Origin of the sequence: Corynebacterium hindlerae, assembly GCF_014117265.1 — a bacterium.
GTDB classification, from domain to species: Bacteria; Actinomycetota; Actinomycetes; order Mycobacteriales; family Mycobacteriaceae; genus Corynebacterium; species Corynebacterium hindlerae.
The window spans coordinates 2,310,998-2,336,804 of record NZ_CP059833.1 but is presented as its reverse complement, the minus strand read 5'-3'; the positions used below and the strand labels follow the sequence as shown (position 1 = coordinate 2,336,804).

Here is a 25,807-nt window from a genome sequence, read left to right as displayed (position 1 = left end):
CTAGGTCACCAACTATTTTGATGGGAAAGCTGTGCGTTCTTTAGCTCGAATCTTGCGGAGCACTTCCGCTCTCTGGCCCTTTTATCTCGGCGTCATTTGCGCCTCGGTATCGGTGGCGGCGCTGTCGCTGGTCACGCCGTTTATTCTGCGGTCAGCCACCAACACGATCGTGTCCGCTGTCAGTGGTGAGGTCACCCCAGACAGCGTCACTCGAACCATTGTCATGCTCGCGGTGGCGTTGCTAGTCGCGGAGCTGGCCAACACCACCATCCACAATCTGGGCGGATACGTGGGCGATGTGATGGCGGCCCGGATGCGTCAGATTCTCTCCACACGGTATTTCGCCCGGTTGCTCAGCCTGCCGCAGAAATACTTTGATAACCAGGTGACCGGCACGATAATCGCACGCCTGGACAGGTCGATCACGTCGATCACTCAATTCCTCCAGTCCTTTTCCAACAACTTCTTCCCCATGCTCATCACCACCGTCGCGGTGCTGGCGATCACAGGGTGGTACTACTGGCCGCTGGCGGCACTCCTGGCCATCATTTTCCCGCTGTACATGTGGCTGACAACCCTGACCTCCAAGAAGTGGCAGCGCATTGAAGGCGAGAAAAACAGCGAAATCGACCAAGCCGGTGGTCGCTTCGCGGAGGTCGTGGGCCAGGTGAAGGTGGTCAAATCCTTCGTCTCCGAGCTGCGCGAGTTAGGCGGGTTCGGTGCCCGGTATGCTCGCACGGTGTCGCTGACCCGGCAGCAGTCCCGCTACTGGCACACCATGGATTTCGCACGTGGCAGCGCCCTAAACCTGGTGTTCTTCGGCATCTATGCCGTGCTGTTCTACCGCACCCTCCACGGCTACTTCACGTTGGGCGACCTGGTGTTGCTGCTGCAGCTCATCAACATGGCAAAACAACCGGTGTTCATGATGAGCTACCTCGTGGACACGGCGCAGCGCGCTGTGGCGGGTTCCAAGGACTACTTTGAGGTGATGGCGCAGGTCCCGGAGCCGACGGCGAATAAGCAACTGTTGGCTGCGACGTCGGCAAGCTCAGCACCGGAGCTGGCGCCCGAGCAAGCTCAGCCCCTCACCCCGCGCCCCGACGAACCGGTGATCGGTTTTAACAGTGTGAGCTTCGGCTACACCGACGAGCAGGTCATCCACGACGTGACCTTCTCTGCGACGGCCGGGGAGCGGATCGCATTGGTCGGTGAGTCGGGTGGTGGCAAATCCACCCTGGTGAATCTGCTGTTGGGGCTGTATCGGCCGAGTTCCGGCAGCATGACCGTGTGCGGGCGCGATGTCGCGGAACTGGACAACGCCACGCTACGCGCATCCGTGGGTGTGGTGTTCCAGGAGGCGGCGCTGTTTTCCGGCACGATCCGGGAGAACATCGCCTATGGTCGCCCGGGGGCGAGCGAGGCAGAGATCCTGGACGCCGCGAGGAAAGCGAATGCACACGAGTTCATCACAAAGTTTGCCGACGACTACGACACCGTCATCGGTGAGCGCGGACTTCGTCTGTCCGGTGGCCAGAAGCAGCGCGTGGCGGTGGCCCGCGCGATCCTCAAGGACGCGCCGGTGCTGGTGCTGGACGAGGCCACGTCGGCGCTCGATACCAAGGCGGAGCGCGCGGTGCAGAAGGGCCTGGACGAGTTGATGGTGGGTCGTACCACCATGATCATTGCGCACCGGCTGTCGACTATCGCGAGTGTGGACAAGATCATCACCCTGGTTGATGGCCGTGTTGACGAAGTTGGTAGCCCAGCCGAACTCGCCCAAACGGGTGGTATTTATGCTGAGCTTTTGGCCCTCACCGCCGAAGACTCCCTGGAAAATCGCAGAAAGCTCCAAAAATTTGGATTTAAGTCCTAGAAATTTTCTCAAGATATGGGACGGCCGGTACTATCTTTTCCGATCCCCTTAACTTCTTGCTCGATCAGACCCCGCGCCACTACCACCCATTGTGGCCGGGTCATCAGCACCATGAAATAAGACTTTTGAAAGGTTCCCCATGACCAACGCGGACTCCACTACCGCCACACTGAGCAGTAGGTCGCGTGCCACCATCATCCTCACGACGAGCTTCATGCTCTTCTCTATGTTCTTCGGCGCCGGAAACCTCATCTTCCCGCCGATGCTCGGCGTGAACTCCGGCACCAGCTTCTGGCCAGCCATCATTGGTTTCTGCCTCGCCGGTGTCGCTCTCCCCGTCGTCGGTGTGATCGCGATTGCGCTGACCGGTAACAACGTCCAAGACCTGGCAAAACGGGGCGGCTCCATCTTCGGTCTTATTTTCCCGGTACTGGTGTACCTGTCCATCGGCTGCTTCTACGCCCTGCCACGCACCGGCGTTGTTAGCTTTGAGACCGCTATCGTCCCCATCGCTGGGGTCAGCGGCACCGGCGCCAACGCGGTATTCTCCATCATCTTCTTCGGCATCGCACTGGCGCTGGCACTGAACCCTGCCGGCATCGTGGACGCCCTGGGCAGGGCCCTGACTCCACTGCTACTGATCCTGCTGGTGGTGCTGGTCGTGTTGTCCATGGTCAAGCTGGATGGCACCCCGGGCACGGTTGGTGAAGATTACGCCGCGCACCCACTTGCCAGCGGCCTAGTCGAGGGCTACCTGACCATGGACTCCCTCGCAGCGCTCGCCTTCGGCATCGTGGTCGTGAACGCCCTGCGATACAAGGGCTTCCCAGAAGGCAACACCCTCGTCCGCGGGGTCTCCACCGCTGCTGTGATCGCTGGTGGTCTGCTCGCCGTGATCTACGTGGGCCTCGGCGTGATCGGCCAGGTGATTCCGGACCCAAGCAAGTACGAAAATGGTGCATCGCTGCTTGCCGACGCCGCCAAGCTCACCATGGGGCAGCCCGGCATGATCGTGTTCGGCGCGATCGTTCTCCTCGCCTGCCTCACCACCGCAGTCGGCCTGATCGGCGCCACCTCTGAGTTCTTCAACCACCTCATGCCTGGCGTGTCCTACCGCATTTGGGCCGTCCTGTTCACCCTCATCGCCATCGCCTTGTCCATCATGGGCCTTGATGCGGTACTCGCTGTGGCCGGCCCCATCATCGGCTTCCTCTACCCACCAGCCATCGCACTGATCTTCCTAGTCCTGCTGGAGCCAGTGTTCGGACGGCGCATCAACACCGTGTTCAAGCTGGCCCTGCCGGTTGCCACCATCTGGGCAGCCCTGATGAGCTTCAACTCCCTGGGCTGGGGCTCAAACATCATCGAGCCAATGATCGGCTGGTCCCCAATGCACAGCATGGATCTCGGCTGGGTTGTCCCCGTGGTGATCGCCGCTGCGATCGGCCTCGCAGTTGATTTCAAACGCCCAAAGGAAGAAGTCATCTTCCGCGAAGACGCAAAAGCAGAGCTACCAACCGTATAGCCTGCCAAGCATGGAATGCCACCCCTATGGGGTGGCATTTTGGGGTTCAGGGGGACTATGGTCCCCCCTCCCTTTTTCTTGCAAAACCCGGGAAGCATAACCCGGGTCTCGGAACAAAACCACCCAAATAGCAAACCTGCAGCCCCAAAAACCACCGAAACCCGGGAAACGCTTCCCGGGTTTCACACCTCAACCAACCAGCTCGCAGCTAGTTACTCGTCACGTCCTTTGGGGGACATCGATTCGATGATGCGGTGGCTGTCGCCAATGGCGGGCTTGGATTCTGACAGTGGGTCTTCGTCCACGTCACCGACCACCCCGAGGTCGCCGGCGATCACCACGTCACCTGCGATGACGATGCGACCTTCGTCGTCATGTTCGTAGCGCAGCACTGGCAGTTCGTTGCCTTCTTCGTCGTAGCCAGGGGCAGGGAGAGCTTCGTGTGCTTCCAGCTTTTCAGCGGTATCAGTCTTCTCCCATTGTCGGGTCACAACGCGACGTCGGGCGGCAGAGTCATCTGTCATGCCTTTGATCAGCGAGTACATCATGACGAACTGCATGAGGAAGAACGGCAGGGCCACGATGATGACAACCTCTTGCAGTGTGGCAATGCCGGTTTCTGGGGAAATCAGCAGCAACGCACCTGCGACGGCACCGATGAGCAGCGCCCACAACACTCGGTAGGACGTTGGGGATTTGTTCTCTTCACCGGTGGACATCATGTCTGTCACCATTGCGGCGGAGTCAATAGACGTGATGAAGAAAATGACGACGATTGCCAACGCGACTGGAGCGACGATCGCAGTGAGCGGGTACGCTTCCAGGAATTTGAACAAGGCGGCAGGGACATCGCCGTCTTCTACGACAGGCTTGGTCAAAAATCCTGGGTCAGCAAATTCTAGCTCCAGGCCCGCGCGACCGAAGATCGCGAACCACACCACAGCAAAAATGGTGGGCAGCGCCAGCACGCCGGCGATGAATTCACGGACGGTGCGGCCACGAGAAATACGGGCGACGAAGAGGCCCACGAATGGGGACCAGCAGATCGTCCATGCCCAGTAAAACACAGTCCATTTGCCCTGCCAGCCAGGGTTTTGGTGGAAGGAATCCGTCCAGAACATCAATTCTGGCAGCTCTTCCGCGTAGATACCGAAGGCTTCGATCGTGCCGCGCAGCAGGGTAAGGGTTGGCCCCGCTACCAAGACGAATCCCAGGAACACCACAACCATAGCGATGTTGATGTTCGAGAGGATTTTAATGCCCTTATCCAGGCCGGAGGCCACAGACACGCAGGCGATAACGGTGAGCACCAGCAGAATTCCGAGCTGAACCCAGCTGATTTCCGGCACACCGTACAGCTTGTTCAAGCCAGCATTAATTTGCAGCACGCCCAAGCCAACAGAGACCGCGATACCGAAGACCGTGCCGATGATGGCCAGGGCGTCGATAAGCTTGCCTGGCGTAGAGTAGATACGGGCGCCGAGCAATGGCGCGAACACCGACGACAGGCGTGGCGGGAGTTTGCGCTTATAGATGAAGTAACCAAGCGCCAACCCTGGCAACACCATGATCACCCACATGTGGATGCCAAAGTGGTAGAAGGTGAACGCCATTGCTTCGCGGGCTGCTTCCTGCGTCTGCGAATCGACGTCGGCACGAGGCACGTTGTAAAAGTGGTTGATTGGCTCGGCAACACCCCAGAACATCAACACCGCACCGGTGCCGCCAGCGAACAGCATGGCAAACCACACGGGTAGGGAGTGCTCTGGTTCGTCGTCATCGTCGCCGAGTCTGACTCGGCCGAAGCGGGAGACGAAAACCGCGATGAGGAACAGGAATGCCAGCGAGACACCACCGATGTACATCCAGCCCAGGTTGGTCAGCAATCCCCCAGCAATGTTGGTAAACGCGAGCTGAGCTTTCTGACCGGCGATAATCGTGCCGATGACGAAGGTGATGATGAAGCCGGTGGCTACCAGAAAGACGACCGGGTCAGTTTTCAGACCGAGGAATCTCTTGTCATTCGGGTTCTCCGGAGTGGTCTGTTCGACCACTTTGATGGAATCCATGAATTTCTTCCTGTGTTTTGATGAAACGGAACCCTTGTAAATTAGTTCATCTCACGGCAACTTGCCCATTTTTTTAGCAAGCGCTTTTGTCACACAGCGCCTATTTTTTCCACTCGAACATCGCCATGAGCAGCAACAATGACGTCTGCTAGCTCGAAGCTGTGAATTGTTGGCTGTGCGGGAAATTCCACAATGTAGCCGTGAACGTGGTGCTGCCCACTACGGGCGCTTTGGGCCGTCAAGCGCTCTGTCACGTGGACTGGCAACAGGGCCATGTAGGAGTATCCGTTTTTGCTAAACAGCTGCAGGGTGCCTAGCTCCGCTAGCGGGAAGCTGACCCCGGTGCCGGGGATCGTGACCTGCTCCCCTACTTCAAGCACGATCCGTCGGCGTCGGATCACAAAAGCGATGAAACTCAATACTGCCACCACGATGCCGCATGCGGGCGCCGCCACGCCTACGGCGTAGAGGGCCCGAATGGTGCTGTTGGTAGCTTCCTCGAATTCCCGGTAGAGGAACCAGGTCAGCGGCGCAAGCAACACAGTCAGGATTACGAGCGTGCGCGCAGCTGGCGAGCGCAGCAAGGCGCTGAATCGAGACGTTACTTTGATAAGGGCCACGGGTGTGAGTGTAAACCACCCTGGGTTAAGGATCGGGTACCGCATCCCTATAATGTTGCGTGTCTAGTCCTCACAATGAGAGTGGAATTACATGCGCCATTTCCGCATCGCCCTCACCACCCTAGCGCTTGCCACAACTGTGCTGGTCAGCGCGTGTTCTGCGGGCAGCACCGCCACTGGAATTGGCCGTACTGCCGATGAGGATGCGGTTGTCGTGGCAACCTTTGGCCCACCAGCTTCCCTCGATTTCACCCGAACTGCCGGTGCCGCGATCCCAGGTGCGCTGATGAAGAACGTCTATGAGGGCTTGGTGCAGATCGACGATAACGGCGACATTGCTCCCCTGTTGGCTACCCACTGGGAACGCTCAGCGGATGGCACAGAGTATGTCTTCCACCTGCGCGAAGGTGTCACGTTCTCCAACGGCGATACGTTCACCGCCCACACCGCCAAGTTTTCCATTGACCGGGTCTCATCCGACGCCTGGACCAATGGACTCAAATCCCAGATGAAGGTGGTACAAGCCACCGAAGTACTAGACGAGCTCACTCTCAAAGTCACGCTGGAACGCCCCAGTAATCAATGGTTGTGGGCGATGGGGACTTTCGTCGGGGCAATGATGACGCCTCATGGCGTCGATAAGCTAGCGTCTGAGCCGATAGGCACCGGCCCCTACCGGGTTGAGCACTGGGCGATCGGGCAGTCGCTGACGTTCACCGCCCGGCCGGATTACTGGGGTGACCAGCCCCCAAACCGCACCGCGGCCATCCGCTACTTCGCCGACGCGGTGGGTGCGACGAACGCCCTGCAGTCTGGCGACGTGGACGTGGTGTGGGCAATGCAGTCGCCCGAGCTTATCGACGTCCTCCGCGCCCGCGGCAATTACCATGTGGCGGTGGGCACCACCAACGGTGAAGTGCTGCTCTCTATGAATAACCAGCGCGCCCCCTTCAACGACGTACGTGTGCGCCAAGCCGTCATGCATGCCATTGACCGTCAGGCCGTGATCGACACCGCCTGGGACGGCTACGGCCAAGACACCGGTGGTGTTCCCGTACCACCGACCGACCCGTGGTTCCAGCCTTCCAACCAATACCCTTTTGATCCCGCAAAAGCCCGCGAGCTGCTGAAAGAAGCCGGAATCTCCGACGACAACAATGACATCACGTTCACTGTCCCGTCACTGCCCTACGCCACCGCTATCTCTGAGCTGGTGGTGTCCCAGCTGTGGGATGTCGGCCTGGACGTCACCATCCAGTCCGTGGAATTCCCCGCAGTGTGGTTGTCGCAGGTGCACAAAGGCAAGGACTATGACATGTCGCTGATCGCGCATGTGGAACCGCGTGACCTCACCACGCTGTTCGCGCCGGGCTACTACCTGGGATATGACAACCCAGCCACCACGGAGTTGTTCACCAAGGCGGACGTGGGAACCCCTGAGGAGTTTCAGCAGTACATGGGCGAGGCAGTGGATCAGATCATGGATGCTGCCGCCGCGGACACGTTGTTTAACTTCCCCAATATCGTGGTCTCTCGTGACAACATCACCGGGGTGAGCCCGGATGTGCGTACCGATGGGATTGCCCTCGGTAAGTTAGGAAAACTGCCATGATCCGCCAGGCCGCTCGTTATCTTTCCACGTTCTTTTTCGCCAGTGTCGCAGTCTTTCTCCTGCTCAGGGTGGTTCCTGGGGATCCGGCGGAGGTCGCGCTGGGGGTCAGCGCAACACCCGAGGCGGTAGCCGCGAAACGCACCGAACTGGGATTGGATCAGCCACTCCTTCATCAGTATGTGTCCTGGATCGGCGGGATTCTGCGTGGCGATTTCGGGATTTCGCTCACCTCGGGAGCTGAGCTGACTCCGTTGTTGTGGGATCGGATCCAGGTCTCCCTGATCTTGGTAGCCACAGCAATGGTGTTATCGCTGGTGGTGGCGCTGCCGCTGGGAACGTGGGCGGCGCTGCGCACCCGGTCGCTGGACGGGGTGCTGATCACTGCGGCTTCCCAGGTGGGTATCGCGATTCCATCATTTTTGGCTGCGGTCCTGGCGGTGTCTTTGTTTTCGGTCCAGCTCGGGTGGTTCCCTGCTAATGGTTGGGTCCCGCCGGGGTATTCCGTTGCTGGCTTCCTGTCACGGTTAGTTCTTCCCGCCGGCGCGTTGGCAGCGGTGCAAGGAGCCATTATGACTCGATATGTGCGCAGCGCCGTGCTGGACATCATGCGGGATGACTTCATGCGGACTGCGCGGGCAAAGGGCCTGACCACCATCGGCGCGCTGCGGAAACATGGCCTACGTAATGCGGCGCTTCCGGTGGTGACCGTGGCTGGTTTGCAGCTGACGTCGCTGGTAGTGGGCGCCGTGGTGATTGAGCGGGTGTTTACCATCCCGGGGCTCGGCTCCATGCTTCTCGACGCCGTCGTCGGCCGCGATATCACTACCGTGCAAACAATCGTCATGGTGCTGGTGATGTTCACCCTCTTGGTTAACGCGGCGGTAGATATCGCCTACACCATCATCGATCCACGAACGAGGGCGCAATGAAACTGAATCTTTCCGGCCGCATCGGCCTGGCTATTGTGGCGTCGGTAGTGGTGGCTGCCCTCGTGTCCCTCGTATGGACTCCTTATGATCCGATCCATGCGATCCCCGCGGAGCGGTTGCAGGGTTCCTCGTGGCGGCATCTGATGGGCACGGACCGCTACGGGCGTGACGTGTTTTCTCAGATGATGGCGGGGTCCCAGATCGCGTTGCTTGTGGGCGTAGTCGCGGTGGGGATCGGCGCGGCGATCGGTACCCCTTTGGGTGTCTTCGCTGGTATGCGCCGGGGCTGGGTGGAAAGCCTGGTGATGCGGGTATCCGATGTGCTGCTCGCGTTCCCTGCCCTGTTGTTGGCGATCGTGACGGGTGCGGTGTGGGGTTCCTCTACGGTTACGGCGATGGCGGCGATCGGTGTGGCTTCGATCCCTGCTTTTACCCGTATTGCCCGGTCAGGAACCATCCAGGTGATGAGTAAAGATTTCATCCTGGCTGCCCGCGATTCTCAGATTCCGGGGTGGTTGATCGCGCTGCGCCACGTGGTTCCGAACATCACGAGCATGCTGATCGTGCAGGCGTCGGTGTCCTTTGCCTTGGCGATTCTTGCGGAGGCGGCGCTTTCGTTCTTGGGGCTGGGCACCCCACCGCCGGATCCTTCGTGGGGTCGGTTGCTGCAAAACGCGCAGAGTTCCCTAGCTTCAGCCCCGATGCTTGCGGTGTGGCCAGGCGCAACGATCGCCATAACAGTGCTCGGTTTTAACCTGTTAGGCGATAGCTTGCGTGATTTTGTGGACCCTAGATACCGGCGCTCGATGAAGGTGAACTCCTTATGATCTCCATTTCTGATCTGCGCGTCGGCACCCGTGAGGGCGACGAGCTGGTGCACGGCGTGAGCTTAACGATCGCCCCTGGCGAGCGGGTCGGCTTGATCGGCGAATCGGGCTCCGGTAAATCCCTCACCGCGCTATCCATCATGGGATTGTTGGACCCCGATCTGTCGGCCGCCGGTTCCATCAGCTTCGAAGGGCAAGAGCTGCTGCAGCTGCGCGAACCAGAGCTTGCTGGCCTGCGTGGCGAGGAAATCTCCATGATTTTCCAGGAGCCCATGACCGCGCTCAATCCCCTGATGCCTGTGGGCGCGCAAATCGCTGAGGTCATGGTGGTGCACGGTACGGCGTCGAAAAGCCAGGCAAAAGAGCGCACCCGCGCGCTTCTCGACGACGTTGGCCTGGAGCCTGGCATGGCAAGCCGATATCCGCACCAAATGTCCGGTGGCCAACGGCAGCGTGTCCTCATCGCCATGGCACTTGCGAACAAACCCAAGCTGTTGCTCTGCGACGAACCCACCACCGCGCTGGATGTGACGGTGCAGCGGCACATCCTGGAGCTGATCGCGACGCTTGCGGAAAAGCATGACACCGCGCTGCTTTTCATCACTCATGATCTGGGGCTGGTGTCGTCCCTATGTGAGCGGGTGGTCGTGATGAAGAGCGGGTCCATTGTGGAGGATGGACCGGTGGCGGAGGTTCTCAACACGCCGTCTCACGAGTACACCCGCGGGCTGTTGGCTGCCTCTGACCTTGAGGCACGCGACGCGGAGGGACACCTGTACACCGTGCACACTGCCAGCGCCGGGTCCTATCGCAAGGGACAAGCGCTCGCCATGCCTATCCGCCCAGAAATTGGTGACGTGGTAGTTTCCGCGAACAAACTCGGAAAGGTGTATCAGCGCCGCTGGTTCCTCAAGCGCACGGAAACCACCGCAGTTCGTGACGTTTCCTTTGAACTGCGCAGGGGCCAGCGCCTCGGGATCGTAGGCGGATCGGGCTCTGGAAAATCGACGCTGCTGCGGATGATCTCTGGCCTCGACATCCCAACTACCGGCACCGTTGCGGTCACGGGCAGCACGCAGATGGTGTTTCAGGATCCGTTCGCGTCCCTGGACCCGCGGATGACCATCGCCGCCTGCGTAGCGGAACCCCTGCGTGGGATGTCTGGTCCGGAGCGCCAGGCCCGAGTGCGGGAGGTGCTGGAAGAAGTCGGTATTCCGTTGTCAGCGTTGGGCCGCTATCCGCACGAGTTTTCTGGTGGTCAGCGCCAGCGCATTTCGATCGCCCGCGCACTGACAGTAAAACCCGACATCATCCTGGCCGATGAGCCGGTGTCCGCACTGGATGTTTCGGTTCGTGCGATGGTTCTGAACGTGCTTGAGGATCTGGTCAGTGCGCATAACATGTCGATGATCTTTGTCTCTCACGACCTGTCGGTCGTGCGTCAAATCTGCACCGATGTGTTGGTGATGCACCACGGGGAGGTGGTGGAACGGGGCGCGGTGGCCGACGTCTACGCCACCCCTCGCTCCGATTACACCCGCGAGCTGCTTGCAGCGGTGCCACGGGTGTAGCTGGGGTTAACAACCTGATCGACCTCGATCAATATTGCTGACGAGTTTCCACGTCGGGTCTTCCGACCCCTTGCGGATTCGCTGTTGCATCAATCCCGCGGGAATGACAAAAGCTAACTGGCCACGACAACAACAATGATTTTGGTGAACTTAGCTACCCCGAGTACGCAGCGGGGCGAAGGGTGGTGGTGCCCAGCACATGCTCCTGGTGCACTTCGAAGCTCGCGACGAGGCGATCGAATTCTTGCTGTTCATAGGCCGTGATGGCGGAAAACTCCATGAAACCCTCTCCTAGTGGATGTGAGGCAACGAGGAACTTCCCCTTAGCCTAGGCCACTTCTTTCGTTCCTGCTTCATGAGACACGCGAGGCTAGTGATCAAGCAGCATCCGATCGAGCTCCTGCACAATTCCGGCCCCATCCACGCGTAGTCCGTCGTGCTGGAAACGGTTGGTCACGAGCGGTCGCAAGTCGCGGTACATGGCTGCGGTGTTCATGGAGTAGCCGAACGGCACGAAGATGTCGTCCACATACACAGCCGCTGCCGCGGTAGCCGGGGAGTTTGAGAGGTTGTGGACGTCGTAAAGCGCAGGCCAATCAGTGCGGGTGGCCAGCTCGTTCGCCGCGGCGGCGAAGGGACGCAGCGCTGGGTCTTCTTCGAAGAGCCACGGGTAGATGTGTTCGCCGGTGAGGTAATGGTCGGCGCCTTCCTCGAAGCCAGCGAATTCCTCGCGAATGCGGTGCGCCGACCAGTTGGTCGCGCAGCCGGGGCCGGCATAGAGAGTTTCGTGCAGCACTGCGTAGAGCGGGCCGCCCGCGAAGGACACCCGGGCACCGACGTCGAGGAGAAAGTCCGAGCGCAGGCGCTTCTCCCCGCGCACCTGGTGGAATGGCTCTTCCAGCAGGTAGGCGAGGGTGTCAAACCCGGAGCCTCGGCCCAGTTCAATGCCGATGGTGCGGAAGCGGCGGGCGCTGAGTCGCTCTCCTGTCGGGAGCAGCTCCTCCGTGTTGTTTAAGTGGTGGCAGATCTCCGCCACCCGATCCGCTGCCCACGGAACTTGGTGGTAGAAGTCGTCGTGGCGACGACGCAGCGCCGTGTAGGTGGCCCGATAAATGTCATCGACTTCCACTCCCACCGCCGGTAAACCGCCCGTGAGGTAGGCGCGCTCCACGGAGTTAGGGAACAACGACAAGTACGTGGTGATGCAAAAACCACCGAAACTCTGCCCAATGAGGGACCATGTGTCCACGCCGAGGGCGGTGCGGAATTGCTCAGCATCACGGCAGATGGAATCCGCACGCAAGCAGGCGAGTTCGTTTGCGGTCCATCCCGAGTCGGCATCCACTCGCGTGGAGCGCCCCGTTCCACGCTGATCCAGCAGCAGAATGCGGTAGTTGTCGAGCATCGGAGCAATCCAGCCGTCGATCCCCGTGGGGCGCGGAGCTGGAAAACCGGGACCGCCCTGCAGATATACCAGGAAGGGAAGGTCTTCTCCCCCATCGCGCTGAATTTCGCGGGCGAAAACAGAGATCTTCTTCCCGGCCGGATCCTCGTAGGACAGTGGCAGCTCAAGGGTGTGCTCAATGAAGGTGTGCCCCATCCGGCGGGAGCGACGTTCAAACAAACTCATAATCGCCACTGTACTTGGCCTCATGCCCGCGACGGTGCACAATAACTAAACATGACTACCGTTAAGTCGCTTGCTCCTGGTGTCGGATTGTGCGTGATCGGCGCGGTCGCCGCCTATGCGCTGGATCTGGCGTTCCGTTCCACTGCTGGGTTTTCTGCGCTGATCCTCATCGCGATTGTGCTGGGGATCGTGGTGGGTAACGTCCGTCCGGTCTCTGGTGCACTCAACCCTGGCGTAGCATTCACCGCGAAGAAGGTCCTGCGCTTCGGCGTGGCTATCCTGGGCTTTTCTATCTCCTTGGCCACTCTTGCCCATCTTGGCCCTGCAATGCTGGGCGTGGTGCTCGCCATCGTTGCGGGTGGCATTGGGACCACATATGCGCTCACGAAGTGGTCGTCGTTGTCGCGGGAGCATGTGCTGATGATCGGCGCGGGATGCTCCATTTGTGGCGCTGCGGCGATCAGTGCCGTGGAGTCGGTACTGCCGAAGCGCAAGACTGAGGAGATTGCGTCGGCGATTGCGGTGATCGTGGTGCTGGGGACCATGATGATTTTCGCCGGCCCGCTGGTTGCCTGGGGTCTGGGTTTTTCCCCGGAGCAAGGCGCGCTGTTTATTGGTGGGGCGACTCATGAGGTGGGCCAGGTGGTAGCTGGTGGCTTGATGGCCGGTGTAGTCGAGCTGGCGGTGGCGATCAAACTGGGCCGGGTGTTGTTGCTTGCTCCAGTTGTGGCTCTGATCGGGATGGGCGGTGAGCAGAAAACCCGCTGGACCACGCTGGTTCCGGTGTTTGTGCAAATGTTCATCTTGGCGGTCCTGGCCCGGACTTTCCTGCCGATTCCCGAGGTGGTGTTGGACGGCGTCGATACGCTGCGTACCTGGTTGTTTGCGGCAGCAATGTTTGCGCTGGGCACGTCGGTGACGGCGCGGGCGCTGCTGAAGTCGGGGGCGCGTCCGTTCCTGGTGGGAGCGGTGGTCAGCGGCGTGATTATCGTTATCGCTTTGCTAGGAACACAGCTGATTTGAACGCCGTTTAAGATGGCGTTATGAGCCTTTACTCAATCAAGATGCGCGCCTCCCGCGCCGGCGCCCACATTTCCGGCGCGGAACGCATCGTGCCCCAGGCCGACATCGCAACCGAGGTCAGCGCCCTCACCGAGCGTGCGCTCACTCACCCGCATGGTGTCCCCGACAGCGTCAACATCAAAACGACTCTCCTGACCGAAGAGATCACCCGGGTCCCAGCGCTGCAGGTGGTGGAAGTGCCACAGTCCCAGACGTTTATCCCCGACTTCCTACGTGAGCACGGGCTGAGCGAAGCTGCCCACGAACTGCTCTACACCGTCACCGGCCTGCGGGGCGCCATGCTTATCGACGCCCACACCGGCGAACGCCTCGATCCCAACGAAGATCGTGGCGTGCGGGTGACCAATATGGACCACGTGGTTTCTAGCGTCCGCGAGGGCAAACAGCATTTCGCTGAAGCTATGGCGCTGGCCAGCAAAGTGAATTTTCACCCAAACATCGTGGCTGAGCTCTGCATTTCCGACGACCCGAACTACACCACCGGCTATGTCGCGCACGAAGGCACCTACTATCGGCTGGCGAACTGCAAAGAACCAGGCGCCACCATCGGCACCCGCGTATTCCTCTATAACGGGCCGCAGGAAGAAATCGCCGACACCATCGATTACCTGGAACACACACCCGTACTAGTAGAGGGATGGCCATGCACCTAACGGATCTTGCCCGCACCGCAATGGCAGAATGGCAAGCTCAAGGCCTGCTGCGCACTCCCGGGATCTTCAGTTCCGCCCAGCACCCGGTGGCCACCATCGACGGCCGCGACTACGTGTTGTTTTCCTCCTCCAACTACCTCTCACTGGCTGCCCACCCAGCTGTCATTGCCGCAGCAACGGCAGCAACCGAGGAATTCGGGGCTGGCTCCGGAGGGTCACGTCTCACCACCGGGTCCACCACCTGGCACCGCAGGGCCGAAGCAGAATTCGCCCAGTTTGTTGGGAGCGAGGACGCCGTTCTGTTCGCCACTGGCTACCAGGCGAATCTTTCCACCATCGCCACGATCGGTACACTCACGGAGGATCTGGTGATCTTTTCAGACTCCCTGAACCACGCCAGCATCATCGATGGCTGCCGGATCTCCCGCACCCCACTTAAGGTGTTTCCTCACCGTGACATGGCTGTATTGGCAGACCTCCTAGCTGCCAGAACAACCACCCACGCGCTGGTCATCACCGATGGACTCTTTTCCATGGACGGGGATATCGCGCCCCTGCCGGAACTGCTTCGTCTTTGCCAGGACCGCGGGGCGTGGCTCATGGTTGACGATGCTCACGCCGTCGGTACGCTCGGCGACCATGGGCGCGGAACAGTCGAATACTTCGGGTGCGCACTTCCGGACATCCTCATCGGAACCGCCAGCAAAGCCCTCGGCGCCGAGGGCGGGTTCGTCTGCTGCAATTCGGAGGTAGCTGGGCTGCTGCGCAATCGCGCCCGCAGCTATGTGTTTTCCACCGCGGTGCCTGCCAGCTCGGCAGCCGCGATCAGTTCGGCGCTCACGCTCGTAGATGAAGCTCTCCCCGCGCTCCGCCGCAATGTTACGCACCTTTGCCAGCTTCTGAATCTGCCGGTATCCCCCTCCCCAATCATCCCCATCCCGGTCGGTGATGAAGCCGAGGCGACGAAGCGCTCGGCTGCCCTCAAAGAGCAAGGGCTGTGGGTTCCAGCGATACGGTACCCCACGGTGCCGCGGGGAGCCGCCATCTTGCGAGTTACCGTAATGGCGGAGCACACCCCGGAGCACATCGAGCAGCTAGCTCGGGCGCTCGCTACTTCTGGACAGTGATCTGCCAGCCAGCGCTGCCTTTCTTACTGAAGTCAGTGACCTGGTATCCCTGGTCGGTTGCCCACTGCGGGATGGTTTCGGTGGCTTGGGTGCAGTCGAAGTCAATGACGAGGGAGTCACCTTCGGAGAGATTAGCCATCGCAGAACGCGCATCAACCAGCGGGAATGGGCACACTGCGCCGAGGGTGTCCAGCGCATAGGTGTTCGGTGCGATCTGGCGCAGGCCCTGCTGAGTTTCCGTGCGAACCTTCAGCGCTACCGGAGCAGTGGCAAAGGAGACAGAGGACTCTGATGCAGACACTGGAAGTGCGGTGTTCTGCGTCGGCTTGAGCAGCACCTTCGATGCGGCGCCCACGCCAACGGCGGTGAACAGCAGCGCTACCCAACCCTGGTAGCTGAACAGGCTGGTCTCGACCATGCCGTTACCCACGGTGCAGCCACCGGCCCATGCCGCGCCAACACCCATGAGGATGCCACCAAACACCGAGCGCTGCGCCTGGATTGCGTCTGGCAGGCGGACGCGGAACTCCCCAGTAGCCTTCGCAGCGAAGTAAGACCCGAGCAAGATACCTACGACGAGCAGGGTTCCCCAATTCAGGTGCTTCGCCTGCGCGGTAACCACAAAGCTAAAGATGTCAGCAGATGGCGTGGTGATACCCAGGCCACCGTTGCGACCAGAGGCCGCGGAGAGTGGCCAGGAAATCACGCCGAGGATACCCACCAGCGCACCGGCGGTGTACAGGTGCAGCGGGCGCTGCCACAGTGGCAGGTCAAGCGCAGTTTTACGGCCACGCAGCGCGTCACGCTGCAGGTAGAAGTTCACCGCATAGATAGTGAATGCCGTGAGCCCCAGCGCAAACCACCACGGAGAAACCCCCAGCGTTTCCGGGATGGTGCGGATCGGGATGGTCTTGGAGCGGAGGAACTCGTTAACTGGTTGGAGCGCGCCACGCTTCATTGCTGCAGCTGACAGCCCGTAGAAGATCAGAGCGATCCAGGAACCCACCAGGCCTTCGCCCGAGCGGTACCAGGTACCGGAGGCGCAGCCGCCAGCGAGGACGATTCCGAAGCCGAACAGCAGGCTGCCGAGAATCACAGCGAAGGGGGCGAAATCGTCCACTTCGGGGGAGATGATCCCGGCCGTCGTGAGGCCAGCTAGGCCAACGGCATGTACCGAAATGACCACCAGGAGGGCGACGATGCTGCGCCATGATTTCAGGGTGAAAATGTCTCGCAGCATGCCCGTGACACAGAACCTGCCTCGTTGCATAACGGCGCCGAGCAGGAGGCCGACGAGTAATCCAGTCACGATCATGGTGATCTTCCCTTTCACTTGAAGACTAAGTTGTGCATCTAACTTAAACTCAAAAACCAATTTTGTCTACTCAAAACAGACCGCTTAGTCTTTTTTGTTCTGAAAAACCATCACAACTGGCAACCCCACGCAAAGAAGAGTTATATAGTCATGGCGAAGAAAACAGACAAAGGAGTACATGTGGCGGGCAAAGACCAACGACTCGTTGAGCAACTCCCGCCAGCACCCAATCCATGGCAACTCCTCACTGCCTTCCACACCCCCGGCCCGCGCTGGCCTGGCGCGCTGCGCGCGGCCCTCGCCATGCTGATTCCGGGTTCCCTTGCGCTGCTCTTCGGGCTGGATCATGAGGTCGTGTTGATCACCGCCGGGTCGTGCACTGTCATTTACGGCGAAGGGCACCCCTTCCGTACTCGCATTAAAGTGTTGGTGATCGCGGCGGCTCTCATCATCATGGGCACCGGCTCAGGTGCACTGGTAGGGCAAACGGTGTGGGGGCACATTAATGCTGGTGATACGCACTGGTGGCTGCTTCTCACGGCGGTGTTTTCCTGCGCGATCGCCGGGGCACTCCTCTTCGTATCGAACGCGCTTCGGCTGCCACCACCTGGACCGTTTTTCATCGTGATGGTGGCGTCTGCCTCGACGATGACTCCTCGGCTAGGGGTGGAGCCCTGGCAGGTATCGCTGTTTGCCAGCATCGGCGCGCTGAGCGCCATCGTGATCGGAATGGCACCGGCCCTGGTCCACCCGCAGCAGCCGGAGGAATCAGCGGTTGAGGTCTTAGAAGGCGCAATCGCCGCGCTGCAGGAGTGCGGAGGCGTCAATGTAGCGCGGCGCCACCAAGCGGAAACAGCCCTGGCTAATGCATGGTTTGCGCTCTCCGATGCGAAGGTGGTGCGGGGAGGCAAGGTTATCGACCAGTCCCGTACCCAGTTGGTAGAGCGCGCGCTAGCGGCTCAGCAAGAGCTAGCTCGGCTGTCCGCGGGTCTCACCGACACTGGCGCCACGGCCAGCGATTCACCGTCCTACGTCAACACCTCACGCGTCACCATTCCGCATACTCGCCCCTCGGTGACATTTCGGCTCTACCGGTCCGCGAGCTGGCACAGCCACGCGACGGTCACTACCGTACGTATTCTTTCCGCGGCGCTGGCTGCCTCGGTGGTCGGCATCGCGTTGGACTTTGACCGCCCGGACTGGGCGATTGTCTCGGCAGTGATGATGCTACAAATGGGCCCGGATCTGATTCCGGGAACCATCCGTGGGGTGCACCGCTTGGTGGGGTCCATCGTCGGCATCGGCGCTTTTGCCCTCATCCATCTGCTTGATCCGGGCCCGTGGGGGTTGCTGTTCTTCTTGGCATTCACGCAGTTCATGGCGGAAATTTTCGTGGTTCGCAACTACGCTATCACGGTGATTTTCACTACCCCACTGGCGCTGCTCATGGGTGGCGCCACGCACACTGAGCTCGCGCCGGTGCTTGTCTCGCGTATCGCGGAGACCACGATCGCCACGGCGTTCGCTATCGCTGCACTCTGGTTGGTTTTCCGGGGTGCGGATCAGGTGCGCCACGCCGAGCTGGTCGAGCGCTGTTACGGAGCGATGGGCAACCTCATCGGTGCACTCACCACCAAGACTCCCGACGCAGCGCTGGCTTCTCGACGCGCCCTTCAACACGAACTCCTCGGCGAACGCGGCGCTATCCAGTCGTTAGCCGCCAACTGTCGCGCTGTGGCCGAGCAGCGCTGGGACTCTCACCTGCGCTTGCAGGACGCCGGATACGCAGTCTTGGACTATTGCACCGCCCACGCCGATCGGGAGTTGGAACTGGAGGAGATTGAGCAGCTCGCGCAGCGAGTTCGACGGAGTTCCTCAGGCTAAGAACTCGAGAATTTCCCGCACGACAGCATCCGGGTCTTCAAAGACGATGCCGTGGCCGCCGTGGAGATAGCGCAGGTGGGCGTCGGCAAGCGCGGCGGTGAGCTGTTGTTGATGGTGTGGGGGTACCATCGCGTCCTGGGTGCACGACAGCACCAACGTCTCCGCGGTGATGCTGGGCAGCAGCGCGCTAATATCGACGCTCCGGTTGAGTCGCATTTGAGCTTCGCCGAAAGCGCTAAAAACCAGTGATTTCCTGCTCGCTTCGAGTTGCCGTGGGCTCATCGAGGCGATGAACTCCGGCCCGAACACCGAAAGCACGGTAAAGGTGCGGAGTGCGTCTTCGTCGGTCTCGCGCAGCCGGAACCAGATATCGTTGCGGGCATGTTGCTGCTGATCGCTGCGCGCCCAGCCCGCCAGTACCACCAACTGGCTCAGCAGCTCCGGGTGGGTACCCGCAAAGGCCGCCGCTACCACTGCGCCCAGGGAATAGCCGACGATCACTGGACGCTGTAGCCCGAGACCGTCAATCAGCTGTCGCGTTTGCTCCACCAATTGCGACACGGTGAGCTCCTCCTGGACTGGCTGGAAATCCAGTCCAATGACCCGGCGGTGGCGCGCCAACTCGGGAAACACGAGCCCGAAGTGGGAGGCGGTGCTCCCAAACGTGCCGTGGAGCAGCACAATCGCGCCCGTCTCAGGCCCTTCTGGGTCGGAATCGTAGTAGCGCGGTGCGAAGGGAGCGGAGCGGAAATCGAGGGCGCGAAGTTTAGGCATAACAGCTAAAGCTTAGGTGCTAAACAGCTCACTACACCGCACCGGCTCCCCAGCAGCTGCGAAATCCGCTCGCGCCGCGTCCAGCAGCGCCGGGTCCACGATCGCATCCACGATCACTTGCCCCAGCCCAATTGTCGAATCCAGGATCCCCTCCGCTGCGGCGTCGGAAGCGGCCGCTTGTTCAAAATCACCGGTATGCAGCGCCACCCCCACCGGTGCGATTTTCACCATCGGGTGAATCCCCGGGATGAGGTGGGAGACGTTTCCAAAGTCCGTGGAGGCCGCTAGGGTTTCCGGAATGATCCCGGCGGGCAGGGGGTCTCGGCCTCGCCTAGCCTGCGTTGTCCGCCAGCGTTCCGCCAATGCGTGATTGTTACGTACCGGCAGTGTCGCCGGGTGCACGTCCCAGTTCGTGGTCACGGTCACCCCGGCCATGAGCGCTGCACCGGTAATGATGTCGTCCACGCGTTGGGAAAGGTCTACCAGGGTGTCCGTGTACAGCGAGCGCACGTAAATGTTCATCTGGGCGGTCTCCGGGATGATGGAGGCTCGTTCTCCGCCTTCATTGATGATGGCGTGCAGGCGATCGCTCGGGGGCATTTGCTGACGCATCAGTCCGAATGCCTGGTAAGCCAGCGATGCCGCGTCGAGAGCGTTTCGTCCCATGAAGGGTTCGGAGGAGGCGTGGGCGGGCTTGCCGTGGAAGGTCACTTCCAGGTTGCGACGTCCCACCCACACGTGGCTGCCGATGTCGTAGGTGAAGGGGTGGATCATGACGGCGGCGTCGATCCCGTCGAAGGCGCCGGCCTGGATGAGATACTCCTTCCCGGAGTGCCCCTCTTCGGCGGGAGTTCCTAGAAACACCACTTTTCCTTGCGCGTCACTGTCTTTCAGCACCTGCGTGGCAGCGAGGAATCCGCCGAGCCCACAGGCTGCGATGACGTTGTGTCCGCAGGCGTGGCCGATCCCGGGCAGCGCGTCGTACTCGCTGATCACGGCAATGGTGGGGTGCTCGCCGGATGTGAAGTCTGGGCTGGCCCATTCTGCCCGCACGGCAGTGTCCACGCCATGCACCCCCTTGCGTGCGTCGAAACCGTGGCGGCGCAGCAGGTTGGTGATTTGTTCTGCGGAACGGAATTCCTCAAAGGCGGTTTCTGGATGGGCATGCAGGTCCAGGGCGAGTTCGACGAGCTCTTCGTGGAACTGCTGCGCTGCCTTATCGACGCCGTCCCACAGTTCCTCCTGCCCGGAATAATGTCCTAGTTCGGTAGGAACGGGTGACGCGGTAGCAATCTTTTCTTCGACGCGGGCGTTGATCTGATCGAGGTAAGCGGTTGACGGGGTGTACTTGTCAGTCATGAGCGTCCTTATCCGTGATTGTTACTGGTTGGGGATCAAGATTCCGGCACCTGGGCCAAGTGGCAGATCGAGCACGTACCAGCCGAACAGCATCAGTACCCACGCCATCCAGAACGGCACAACGAAGGGCACGAGGCGAGACATGAGTGTTCCGAGACCAGCTTGCGGTTCATAGCGACGAAGCAGGCCCAGGATCACGATCATGTATGGGTTCAGTGGTGTCATCACCTGAGTAGCAGAGTCGCCGACGCGGAAGGCTGCCTGGACGAAGGCTGGCTCGTAGCCGAGCAGCGCAAACATTGGCACGAAGACGGCTGCCATGAGGGTCCACATGGCGGAGCCGGAAATGATCAGCAGGTTCAGGCAGGAGGCGAGGATGATGAAGGCCAAGATGGCAACGAAGCCGGTCAGGTGCATGGATTCCAGGAAGGCTGCTCCCTTCACTGCGGTGAAGGTGCCGATGCCCGTCCAGGAGAACAGGGCGACGAACTGTCCCAGGATGAAGGCAAGGACCAGGAATTCGATCATGTCCTTCATGGCCAGCCCCATCATCTTCACCACATCGGGCATGCCCTTGATGGTGCGGATTACCGCGCCGTAGGCAATGCCCATCACCATGAAGTAGGCGAAGACGATGAAGACAATCGAGTCAAGCAATGGTGATTTCGGCAGGAACTGGCCGTTTTCGTTACGCCACGGCGAGATGGGAACCAACACCGACGCCATGATCACGACGGTCAGCACAAATGAGGCGAACAAGGACATCCAGAGCGCCTTGTTTTCGATGGTGCTCAGCTGCGGGGAGAGCTCGTTGCCCTCTTCATCGCGGTCACCGCGGGTTTTGGCGTCCTCAGTGCTAATAGTTTCTTCGGTAGGGACGCCGATTTTCTCCATGCGAGGCTCCAGGATCCGGTCGGTGATAAAGCCGGATAGCAGACCGAGGATCAGCGCCGAGCAGAAGTTGAAGTAGAAGTTGGACACCGGGTTCACTTCGGTGGCTGCTGTCCCGGGCAGGGTCTGCATGACCGCGTTCGTAATACCAGCAAACAATGCGTCCAAGCTGGTTGGGAAGAAGGACGTCGAGTAGCCTGCGCCGACGGCGGCGAATCCGCCGAGCAGTCCGGCCACTGGGTGGCGGCCAGCGGCTTTGAACACCATGGCGGCCAGTGGTGGAATCACCACGAAGGCGGAGTCAGCCATGATGGAGGCCGACACGCCCACGATGCCCACCGCGTACGGCAGCGTCCACTTTTTTGCCGTAGCAAACAGCTTGCGCACGAGGGCACTGAGCATGCCGGATCGTTCCGCCACGCCCACTGCAAGAAGGATGGGCATCACGGTGAGCAGCGGCGGGAATCCGATGTAGTTCTTGCCCAGGTTGGTGGTCAGCCAGGTCATTCCTTCCCCGGTGAACAGGCCATTGATGGTCAGTTCATCTTTTCCGGGAACGAGGACACTGACCCCCATGTAGTGCATAACTGTGGAGGCCACACCAGTAATAAGGAAGAGGATGAGGAACAGCGTGAACGGTTCGGGAAGCTTGTTTCCTATCACTTCGATGGTGTTAAAGGCTTTATCCCAGCGCGTTTGCTGCGGCGGGTTGGTTCGGTTGGAGGTCGCGGTAGTATGCGTCATTTCCGTGGGTCCCATCTCATCGCTTACATGTGACCCACAACACTATTCATAAATGTGCTACCTCGACACCAGAACGGATGCATCGTAATAGAACCGAAACATTTCCTAACCGAGCTGCCCCACACTGCGCCGCATGACGTCGCTCAGTAGCTCCCCTACCCTAGCTTCTTGGCCCGGCGCGGCAACAAGCGGATGCACGATAGCGAAGAAACCTCCCGCCCACACTTTGAGCAACCCGTATTGATGGTCATAGCGGGCTATCCCCCAGTCGGCGAACCACTCAAAGAGATTGCCCACCAACTCCGGGTCGTGCACCCAGGCCCAGACCGGGTCGCGACCGTCGATAGCGAGCAAGAAGGCACTGCCTTCACGACGCACAAGGCTGGCATCTAAGAAGTCTCCCGAGTTTCGGGACAGTTTGATACGGAGCGGATCTACCTCAAATCCGGGGGCATATGATGCGGTCATAACAATGGCCTCGTTTCCAAAATCGCACTTCCCACGATGAAGGTGACATCGCGGGCCGATCTTCCCTTGTGGGCACCGTCATGCGATATGCGGTTGCCAGTCGGCCAATTCAAGGGGATTGTGGGCCGAGCTTCAGGATCGTGCCCTGGAGCCTACCAGACAACAGACTAAGCTGTCTATTGATTTCAAAAAGCCCACGTCAGCCTCTGCAGTAACTTATAGTGTGTGCTATGACACAACCTGAAGTTAGAAAATGGTCAATCATTGGCCCTGGCCTTGTGGCCGCTGCCACCGGCGTCGGTTCCGGCGATCTAGTAGCCACCTTGATCGCTGGACAAAAGTACGGCTATGCCCTGTTGTGGGCGTGCATCGCCGGCTCAGTTATGAAGATCGTGCTCGTGGAGGGCGTGGGACGCTATACCCTTGCTACTGGCAATACCATGTTCCACGGTTGGCGTGAGCTCGGAAAGTGGACCTCCTGGTATTTCGTCCCTTACATCGTGATCTGGGGCTTTGTCTATGGCGCCGCCGCCATGAGCGCTTCCGCTATGCCACTGAAAGCGCTGTTCCCTGGTACACCATTGGAGATGTGGGCGGTGCTCACCGCACTGCTTGGTTTCGCTTTTACCTGGTTGGGGAAATATCGCACTTTTGAGAAGGTGATCGCCGTTCTAGTCGGCATCATGTTCCTCACGGTTTGCGGTATCGCCACACTGTCCCTGCGAAATATTGGAGAGATCGCCTCTGGCCTCGTTCCCACGATTCCGGACGGGTCCTTCGTGTACGTTCTCTCACTCGCAGGTGGCGTGGGTGGCACCATCACGCTGGCAGCCTACGGTTACTGGTTTACGGAAAAGAACTGGCACGGCCCATCGTGGATGAGGGTCATGCGCTTGGACAATACTGTCGCTTACGTGGTCACTGGTATCTTCGTGGCCGCCATGCTTCTGATCGGTGCGGACTTGCTGTATTCAGCGAACCTAGCCGTCGCAAAGGGCGACCGCGGTTTGCTTGACCTCGCCGTCATCCTGGACGAGCGCTACGGTCCCATCATGGCCAAGGTCTTCCTCGTCGGGTTCTGGGCCGCAGCCTTTTCTTCCGTGCTCGGCGTATGGAACGGTGTTTCCTTGATGTTCGCAGACTTCGTGGGCCATGTGAAGCAGCTCCCTAAGGACGATCCCGCGATTCACGTCGGTGGACGTTACTACCGCTGGTACTTGCTGTGGCTCACGTTCCCGCCGATGCTGCTACTGTTCTTGGGCAAGCCAACGGCATTGGTCATCGCCTATGGTGTGCTGGGGGCGTTCTTCATGCCGTTCTTGGGTTTGACACTGCTCATTTTGCTGAACACCAAGCACACTCCAAAGGAATGGCGCAACGGTTGGCTGGTCAACACCTTCATGGGAGTGATCTCCGCGGCGTTCGTCTACATCTGCGTGACCGAGCTGATCAAGGTGTTTAACTAGCGGTATTCCACCCCACAGCTACTAAAACGATAGTGCATCTTTCCCCATTCTCGACCCTCGATCCTTTTGCACACTTAAGCAGCACTAATTAAAATCCCTCTCACTTATGTGAGTAGCGGGAGGCATAGTGAGCCACGTTTTTGATCTGCGTACGTATCGCATCCGCGCACTATCTACGCTCATCATTGCGCAGATTGCAGGCGCCGTCGGTATGGGGGCGGCTACCTCGGTAGGCGCACTGGTCGCCGCCGATATTGGTGGCGATGGCTGGACGGGTATGTCGGCAACACTCAACACGGTGGGTGCTGCGCTGTTTTCCATTCCACTCGCGAGTTTGGTCCTGCGGTTTGGTCGAGCGGCATCCATGTCCGTCGGGCTAATTGTGGCCACTGTGGGCGCAGCGCTCGCGATCCTCGCTATCCAGCTACATAGCTTCCCCATCATGCTGCTGGGGTTCGTGCTGCTGGGCGCCGCCACCGCAACGAACCTGCAAGCGCGTTTCGCGGCGGCGGATGTCGCGCACCCAGATACCAAGAGCCGGAATCTGTCGATTGTCATTTGGGCAACGACTCTCGGAGCAGTGCTCGGCCCCAATCTCATCGCCCCAGGTGGCAGAGTCGCCGCTGCTGTGGGGTTGAACGAGTTCGCTGGCCCGTTCCTGTTTTCCATCGCCGCACAACTAGTCGGTGTCGTGGTCCTGTTCTTCGGGCTTCGCCCGGATCCCGCGGTAGTCATTCCAGAGCGGCACGAGACTACCCCGGAGACCGGTAGTCCGAAGCGCACGAACGGAATTCCTACCGGCGCACTCATTGGCATGCTAGCTATCGCAGTGTCACATTTGACGATGGTGGGGATCATGGCGGTAACACCCCTGCATCTCAGCCACCACGGGGCAAGCTTGGTCATCATCGGTTTGACGATCAGCCTGCATATCGCGGGCATGTTTGGTCTGTCGCCGGTGTTCGGTATTGCTGCGGATAAGGTGGGCAAGCTCGTGGTGATCTGGCTTGGGTTCCTCATCCTGGTGGCGTCGGCGGGAGCGCTTGTCCTATTGCCAGAAAGTCACACCGTGGTGACGGTCGCGCTGGTGGGCGTTGGTTTGGGCTGGTCCGCCTCCTTGGTGGCAGGTTCCGGTCTGGTGGCGGAAAGCGCAGAGACACGGACGGAGGCGACCCGAGTACAGGGTGCCTCGGATCTAACTATGAATATCGCTGGTGCTGTGGGTGGTGCGGCGGCCGGTCCGATGTTGCTCTTCACCGGCATGCCGGGGGTTGCTGCGATCGCTATCGTTTTACTTGCTGTGACGTCAGGCGCAATCCTCTGGCTGGGGAAGCAAGCGCCAATACACTAGACGGTGACAGGTTTCCCGATTTTTCAGGAGCTT

At 60.1% G+C, this 25,807-nt stretch carries 21 protein-coding genes and 1 riboswitch; of the genes, 12 read left to right on the top strand and 9 right to left on the bottom strand.

Annotated elements, in window-relative coordinates:
- Positions 1-31 precede the first annotated feature (31 nt).
- Positions 32-1,876 carry an ABC transporter ATP-binding protein gene (locus tag HW450_RS11270; protein WP_182385711.1) on the top strand — a complete coding sequence of 615 codons (1,845 nt, stop codon included), beginning with the start codon at positions 32-34 and terminating at the stop codon, positions 1,874-1,876.
- A gap of 139 nt (positions 1,877-2,015) precedes the next feature.
- A complete protein-coding gene (gene brnQ, locus HW450_RS11265) occupies positions 2,016-3,401 on the top strand; it encodes a branched-chain amino acid transport system II carrier protein (RefSeq protein ID WP_182385710.1) in 1,386 nt (461 codons plus the stop codon).
- A gap of 212 nt (positions 3,402-3,613) precedes the next feature.
- Here brnQ and HW450_RS11260 read toward each other — a convergent pair whose 3' ends face one another.
- Together HW450_RS11260 and HW450_RS11255 are read right to left on the bottom strand one after the other, a co-directional pair.
- On the bottom strand, positions 3,614-5,470 hold the full coding sequence (locus HW450_RS11260) for a BCCT family transporter (RefSeq protein ID WP_182385709.1): 1,857 nt from the start codon (positions 5,468-5,470) through the stop codon (positions 3,614-3,616).
- Positions 5,471-5,559: 89 nt separating this feature from the next.
- A complete protein-coding gene (locus tag HW450_RS11255; RefSeq protein WP_182385708.1) occupies positions 5,560-6,090 on the bottom strand; it encodes a hypothetical protein in 531 nt (176 codons plus the stop codon).
- A 91-nt stretch (positions 6,091-6,181) separates the two neighbouring features.
- Between HW450_RS11255 and HW450_RS11250 the strand changes: the two genes are divergently transcribed.
- Genes HW450_RS11250 through HW450_RS11235 form a run of 4 tightly spaced genes read left to right on the top strand, consistent with a single transcriptional unit; the run spans position 6,182 to position 11,029 of the window.
- Positions 6,182-7,702, top strand: a complete 1,521-nt coding sequence (locus HW450_RS11250; protein ID WP_182385707.1) for an ABC transporter substrate-binding protein — start codon at positions 6,182-6,184, stop codon at positions 7,700-7,702.
- The gene (locus HW450_RS11245) at positions 7,699-8,631 is read left to right on the top strand and encodes an ABC transporter permease (RefSeq protein WP_182385706.1); all 933 of its coding nucleotides are present in this window, start codon (positions 7,699-7,701) and stop codon (positions 8,629-8,631) included. Before HW450_RS11250 ends, HW450_RS11245 begins: the two co-directional genes overlap by 4 nt.
- Positions 8,628-9,458, top strand: coding sequence for an ABC transporter permease (locus tag HW450_RS11240; RefSeq protein WP_182385705.1), 831 nt, complete (start codon positions 8,628-8,630; stop codon positions 9,456-9,458). Before HW450_RS11245 ends, HW450_RS11240 begins: the two co-directional genes overlap by 4 nt.
- Positions 9,455-11,029, top strand: a complete 1,575-nt coding sequence (locus HW450_RS11235; protein ID WP_182385704.1) for a dipeptide ABC transporter ATP-binding protein — start codon at positions 9,455-9,457, stop codon at positions 11,027-11,029. Before HW450_RS11240 ends, HW450_RS11235 begins: the two co-directional genes overlap by 4 nt.
- Before the next feature lie 154 nt (positions 11,030-11,183).
- Here HW450_RS11235 and HW450_RS13160 read toward each other — a convergent pair whose 3' ends face one another.
- Both HW450_RS13160 and HW450_RS11230 read right to left on the bottom strand, forming a co-directional pair.
- Complete coding sequence (locus HW450_RS13160; RefSeq protein ID WP_256435336.1) at positions 11,184-11,309, bottom strand: hypothetical protein; 126 nt, start codon at positions 11,307-11,309, stop codon at positions 11,184-11,186.
- Positions 11,310-11,399: 90 nt separating this feature from the next.
- On the bottom strand, positions 11,400-12,653 hold the full coding sequence (locus HW450_RS11230; protein ID WP_182387519.1) for an alpha/beta fold hydrolase: 1,254 nt from the start codon (positions 12,651-12,653) through the stop codon (positions 11,400-11,402).
- Positions 12,654-12,710: 57 nt separating this feature from the next.
- Between HW450_RS11230 and HW450_RS11225 the strand changes: the two genes are divergently transcribed.
- Genes HW450_RS11225 through HW450_RS11215 form a run of 3 tightly spaced genes read left to right on the top strand, consistent with a single transcriptional unit; the run spans position 12,711 to position 15,522 of the window.
- Positions 12,711-13,682: a YeiH family protein gene (locus HW450_RS11225; RefSeq protein WP_182385703.1), complete on the top strand. Its 972-nt coding sequence runs from the start codon at positions 12,711-12,713 to the stop codon at positions 13,680-13,682.
- Between the two features lie 20 nt (positions 13,683-13,702).
- Positions 13,703-14,395, top strand: a complete 693-nt coding sequence (locus tag HW450_RS11220) for a 6-carboxyhexanoate--CoA ligase (RefSeq protein ID WP_182385702.1) — start codon at positions 13,703-13,705, stop codon at positions 14,393-14,395.
- Positions 14,386-15,522 carry an aminotransferase class I/II-fold pyridoxal phosphate-dependent enzyme gene (locus HW450_RS11215; RefSeq protein ID WP_232843256.1) on the top strand — a complete coding sequence of 379 codons (1,137 nt, stop codon included), beginning with the start codon at positions 14,386-14,388 and terminating at the stop codon, positions 15,520-15,522. The genes HW450_RS11220 and HW450_RS11215 overlap by 10 nt, the downstream gene beginning before the upstream one ends.
- Here HW450_RS11215 and HW450_RS11210 read toward each other — a convergent pair.
- Entirely contained in the window at positions 15,506-16,837 is a 1,332-nt protein-coding gene (locus HW450_RS11210) for a YeeE/YedE thiosulfate transporter family protein (protein ID WP_182385700.1), read from the bottom strand. The two genes, HW450_RS11215 and HW450_RS11210, sit on opposite strands and share 17 nt — an antisense overlap.
- A 180-nt stretch (positions 16,838-17,017) precedes the next feature.
- Here HW450_RS11210 and HW450_RS11205 point away from each other — a divergent pair, with 180 nt between their 5' ends.
- Positions 17,018-18,721, top strand: coding sequence for an FUSC family protein (locus HW450_RS11205; RefSeq protein WP_232843255.1), 1,704 nt, complete (start codon positions 17,018-17,020; stop codon positions 18,719-18,721).
- Here HW450_RS11205 and HW450_RS11200 read toward each other — a convergent pair.
- The 4 genes from HW450_RS11200 to HW450_RS11185 all read right to left on the bottom strand — a co-directional run bounded on the left by HW450_RS11200 (position 18,713) and on the right by HW450_RS11185 (position 22,957).
- On the bottom strand, positions 18,713-19,495 hold the full coding sequence (locus HW450_RS11200; RefSeq protein ID WP_182385698.1) for an alpha/beta fold hydrolase: 783 nt from the start codon (positions 19,493-19,495) through the stop codon (positions 18,713-18,715). The two genes, HW450_RS11205 and HW450_RS11200, sit on opposite strands and share 9 nt — an antisense overlap.
- 12 nt (positions 19,496-19,507) lie before the next feature.
- Complete coding sequence (locus HW450_RS11195; protein WP_182385697.1) at positions 19,508-20,854, bottom strand: M20 family metallopeptidase; 1,347 nt, start codon at positions 20,852-20,854, stop codon at positions 19,508-19,510.
- Between the two features lie 21 nt (positions 20,855-20,875).
- Complete coding sequence (locus HW450_RS11190; protein ID WP_182385696.1) at positions 20,876-22,489, bottom strand: AbgT family transporter; 1,614 nt, start codon at positions 22,487-22,489, stop codon at positions 20,876-20,878.
- 105 nt (positions 22,490-22,594) lie between these two features.
- Positions 22,595-22,957: a hypothetical protein gene (locus HW450_RS11185; protein WP_182385695.1), complete on the bottom strand. Its 363-nt coding sequence runs from the start codon at positions 22,955-22,957 to the stop codon at positions 22,595-22,597.
- Between the two features lie 19 nt (positions 22,958-22,976).
- Positions 22,977-23,097, bottom strand: a riboswitch (SAM riboswitch).
- A 90-nt stretch (positions 23,098-23,187) separates the two neighbouring features.
- On the opposite strand from HW450_RS11185, the gene HW450_RS11180 reads away from it, so the two are divergent.
- Both HW450_RS11180 and HW450_RS11175 read left to right on the top strand, forming a co-directional pair.
- Positions 23,188-24,423 carry an Nramp family divalent metal transporter gene (locus HW450_RS11180; RefSeq protein ID WP_182385694.1) on the top strand — a complete coding sequence of 412 codons (1,236 nt, stop codon included), beginning with the start codon at positions 23,188-23,190 and terminating at the stop codon, positions 24,421-24,423.
- A 127-nt stretch (positions 24,424-24,550) separates the two neighbouring features.
- Positions 24,551-25,774, top strand: a complete 1,224-nt coding sequence (locus tag HW450_RS11175) for an MFS transporter (protein WP_182385693.1) — start codon at positions 24,551-24,553, stop codon at positions 25,772-25,774.
- Positions 25,775-25,807: the final 33 nt, after the last annotated feature.

Excerpts from the sequence above, each read along its gene's own strand:
- brnQ (WP_182385710.1), top strand. The coding sequence starts at position 2,016 with ATGACCAACGCGGACTCCACTACCGCCACACTGAGCAGTAGGTCGCGT.
- HW450_RS11260 (WP_182385709.1), bottom strand. The coding sequence starts at position 5,470 with ATGGATTCCATCAAAGTGGTCGAACAGACCACTCCGGAGAACCCGAAT.
- HW450_RS11250 (WP_182385707.1), top strand. The coding sequence starts at position 6,182 with ATGCGCCATTTCCGCATCGCCCTCACCACCCTAGCGCTTGCCACAACT.
- HW450_RS11245 (WP_182385706.1), top strand. The coding sequence starts at position 7,699 with ATGATCCGCCAGGCCGCTCGTTATCTTTCCACGTTCTTTTTCGCCAGT.
- HW450_RS11240 (WP_182385705.1), top strand. The coding sequence starts at position 8,628 with ATGAAACTGAATCTTTCCGGCCGCATCGGCCTGGCTATTGTGGCGTCG.
- HW450_RS11235 (WP_182385704.1), top strand. The coding sequence starts at position 9,455 with ATGATCTCCATTTCTGATCTGCGCGTCGGCACCCGTGAGGGCGACGAG.
- HW450_RS13160 (WP_256435336.1), bottom strand. The coding sequence starts at position 11,309 with ATGGAGTTTTCCGCCATCACGGCCTATGAACAGCAAGAATTCGATCGC.
- HW450_RS11225 (WP_182385703.1), top strand. The coding sequence starts at position 12,711 with ATGACTACCGTTAAGTCGCTTGCTCCTGGTGTCGGATTGTGCGTGATC.
- HW450_RS11220 (WP_182385702.1), top strand. The coding sequence starts at position 13,703 with ATGAGCCTTTACTCAATCAAGATGCGCGCCTCCCGCGCCGGCGCCCAC.
- HW450_RS11215 (WP_232843256.1), top strand. The coding sequence starts at position 14,386 with ATGCACCTAACGGATCTTGCCCGCACCGCAATGGCAGAATGGCAAGCT.
- HW450_RS11210 (WP_182385700.1), bottom strand. The coding sequence starts at position 16,837 with ATGATCGTGACTGGATTACTCGTCGGCCTCCTGCTCGGCGCCGTTATG.
- HW450_RS11200 (WP_182385698.1), bottom strand. The coding sequence starts at position 19,495 with ATGCCTAAACTTCGCGCCCTCGATTTCCGCTCCGCTCCCTTCGCACCG.
- HW450_RS11195 (WP_182385697.1), bottom strand. The coding sequence starts at position 20,854 with ATGACTGACAAGTACACCCCGTCAACCGCTTACCTCGATCAGATCAAC.
- HW450_RS11190 (WP_182385696.1), bottom strand. The coding sequence starts at position 22,489 with ATGACGCATACTACCGCGACCTCCAACCGAACCAACCCGCCGCAGCAA.
- HW450_RS11185 (WP_182385695.1), bottom strand. The coding sequence starts at position 22,957 with ATGACCGCATCATATGCCCCCGGATTTGAGGTAGATCCGCTCCGTATC.
- HW450_RS11180 (WP_182385694.1), top strand. The coding sequence starts at position 23,188 with ATGACACAACCTGAAGTTAGAAAATGGTCAATCATTGGCCCTGGCCTT.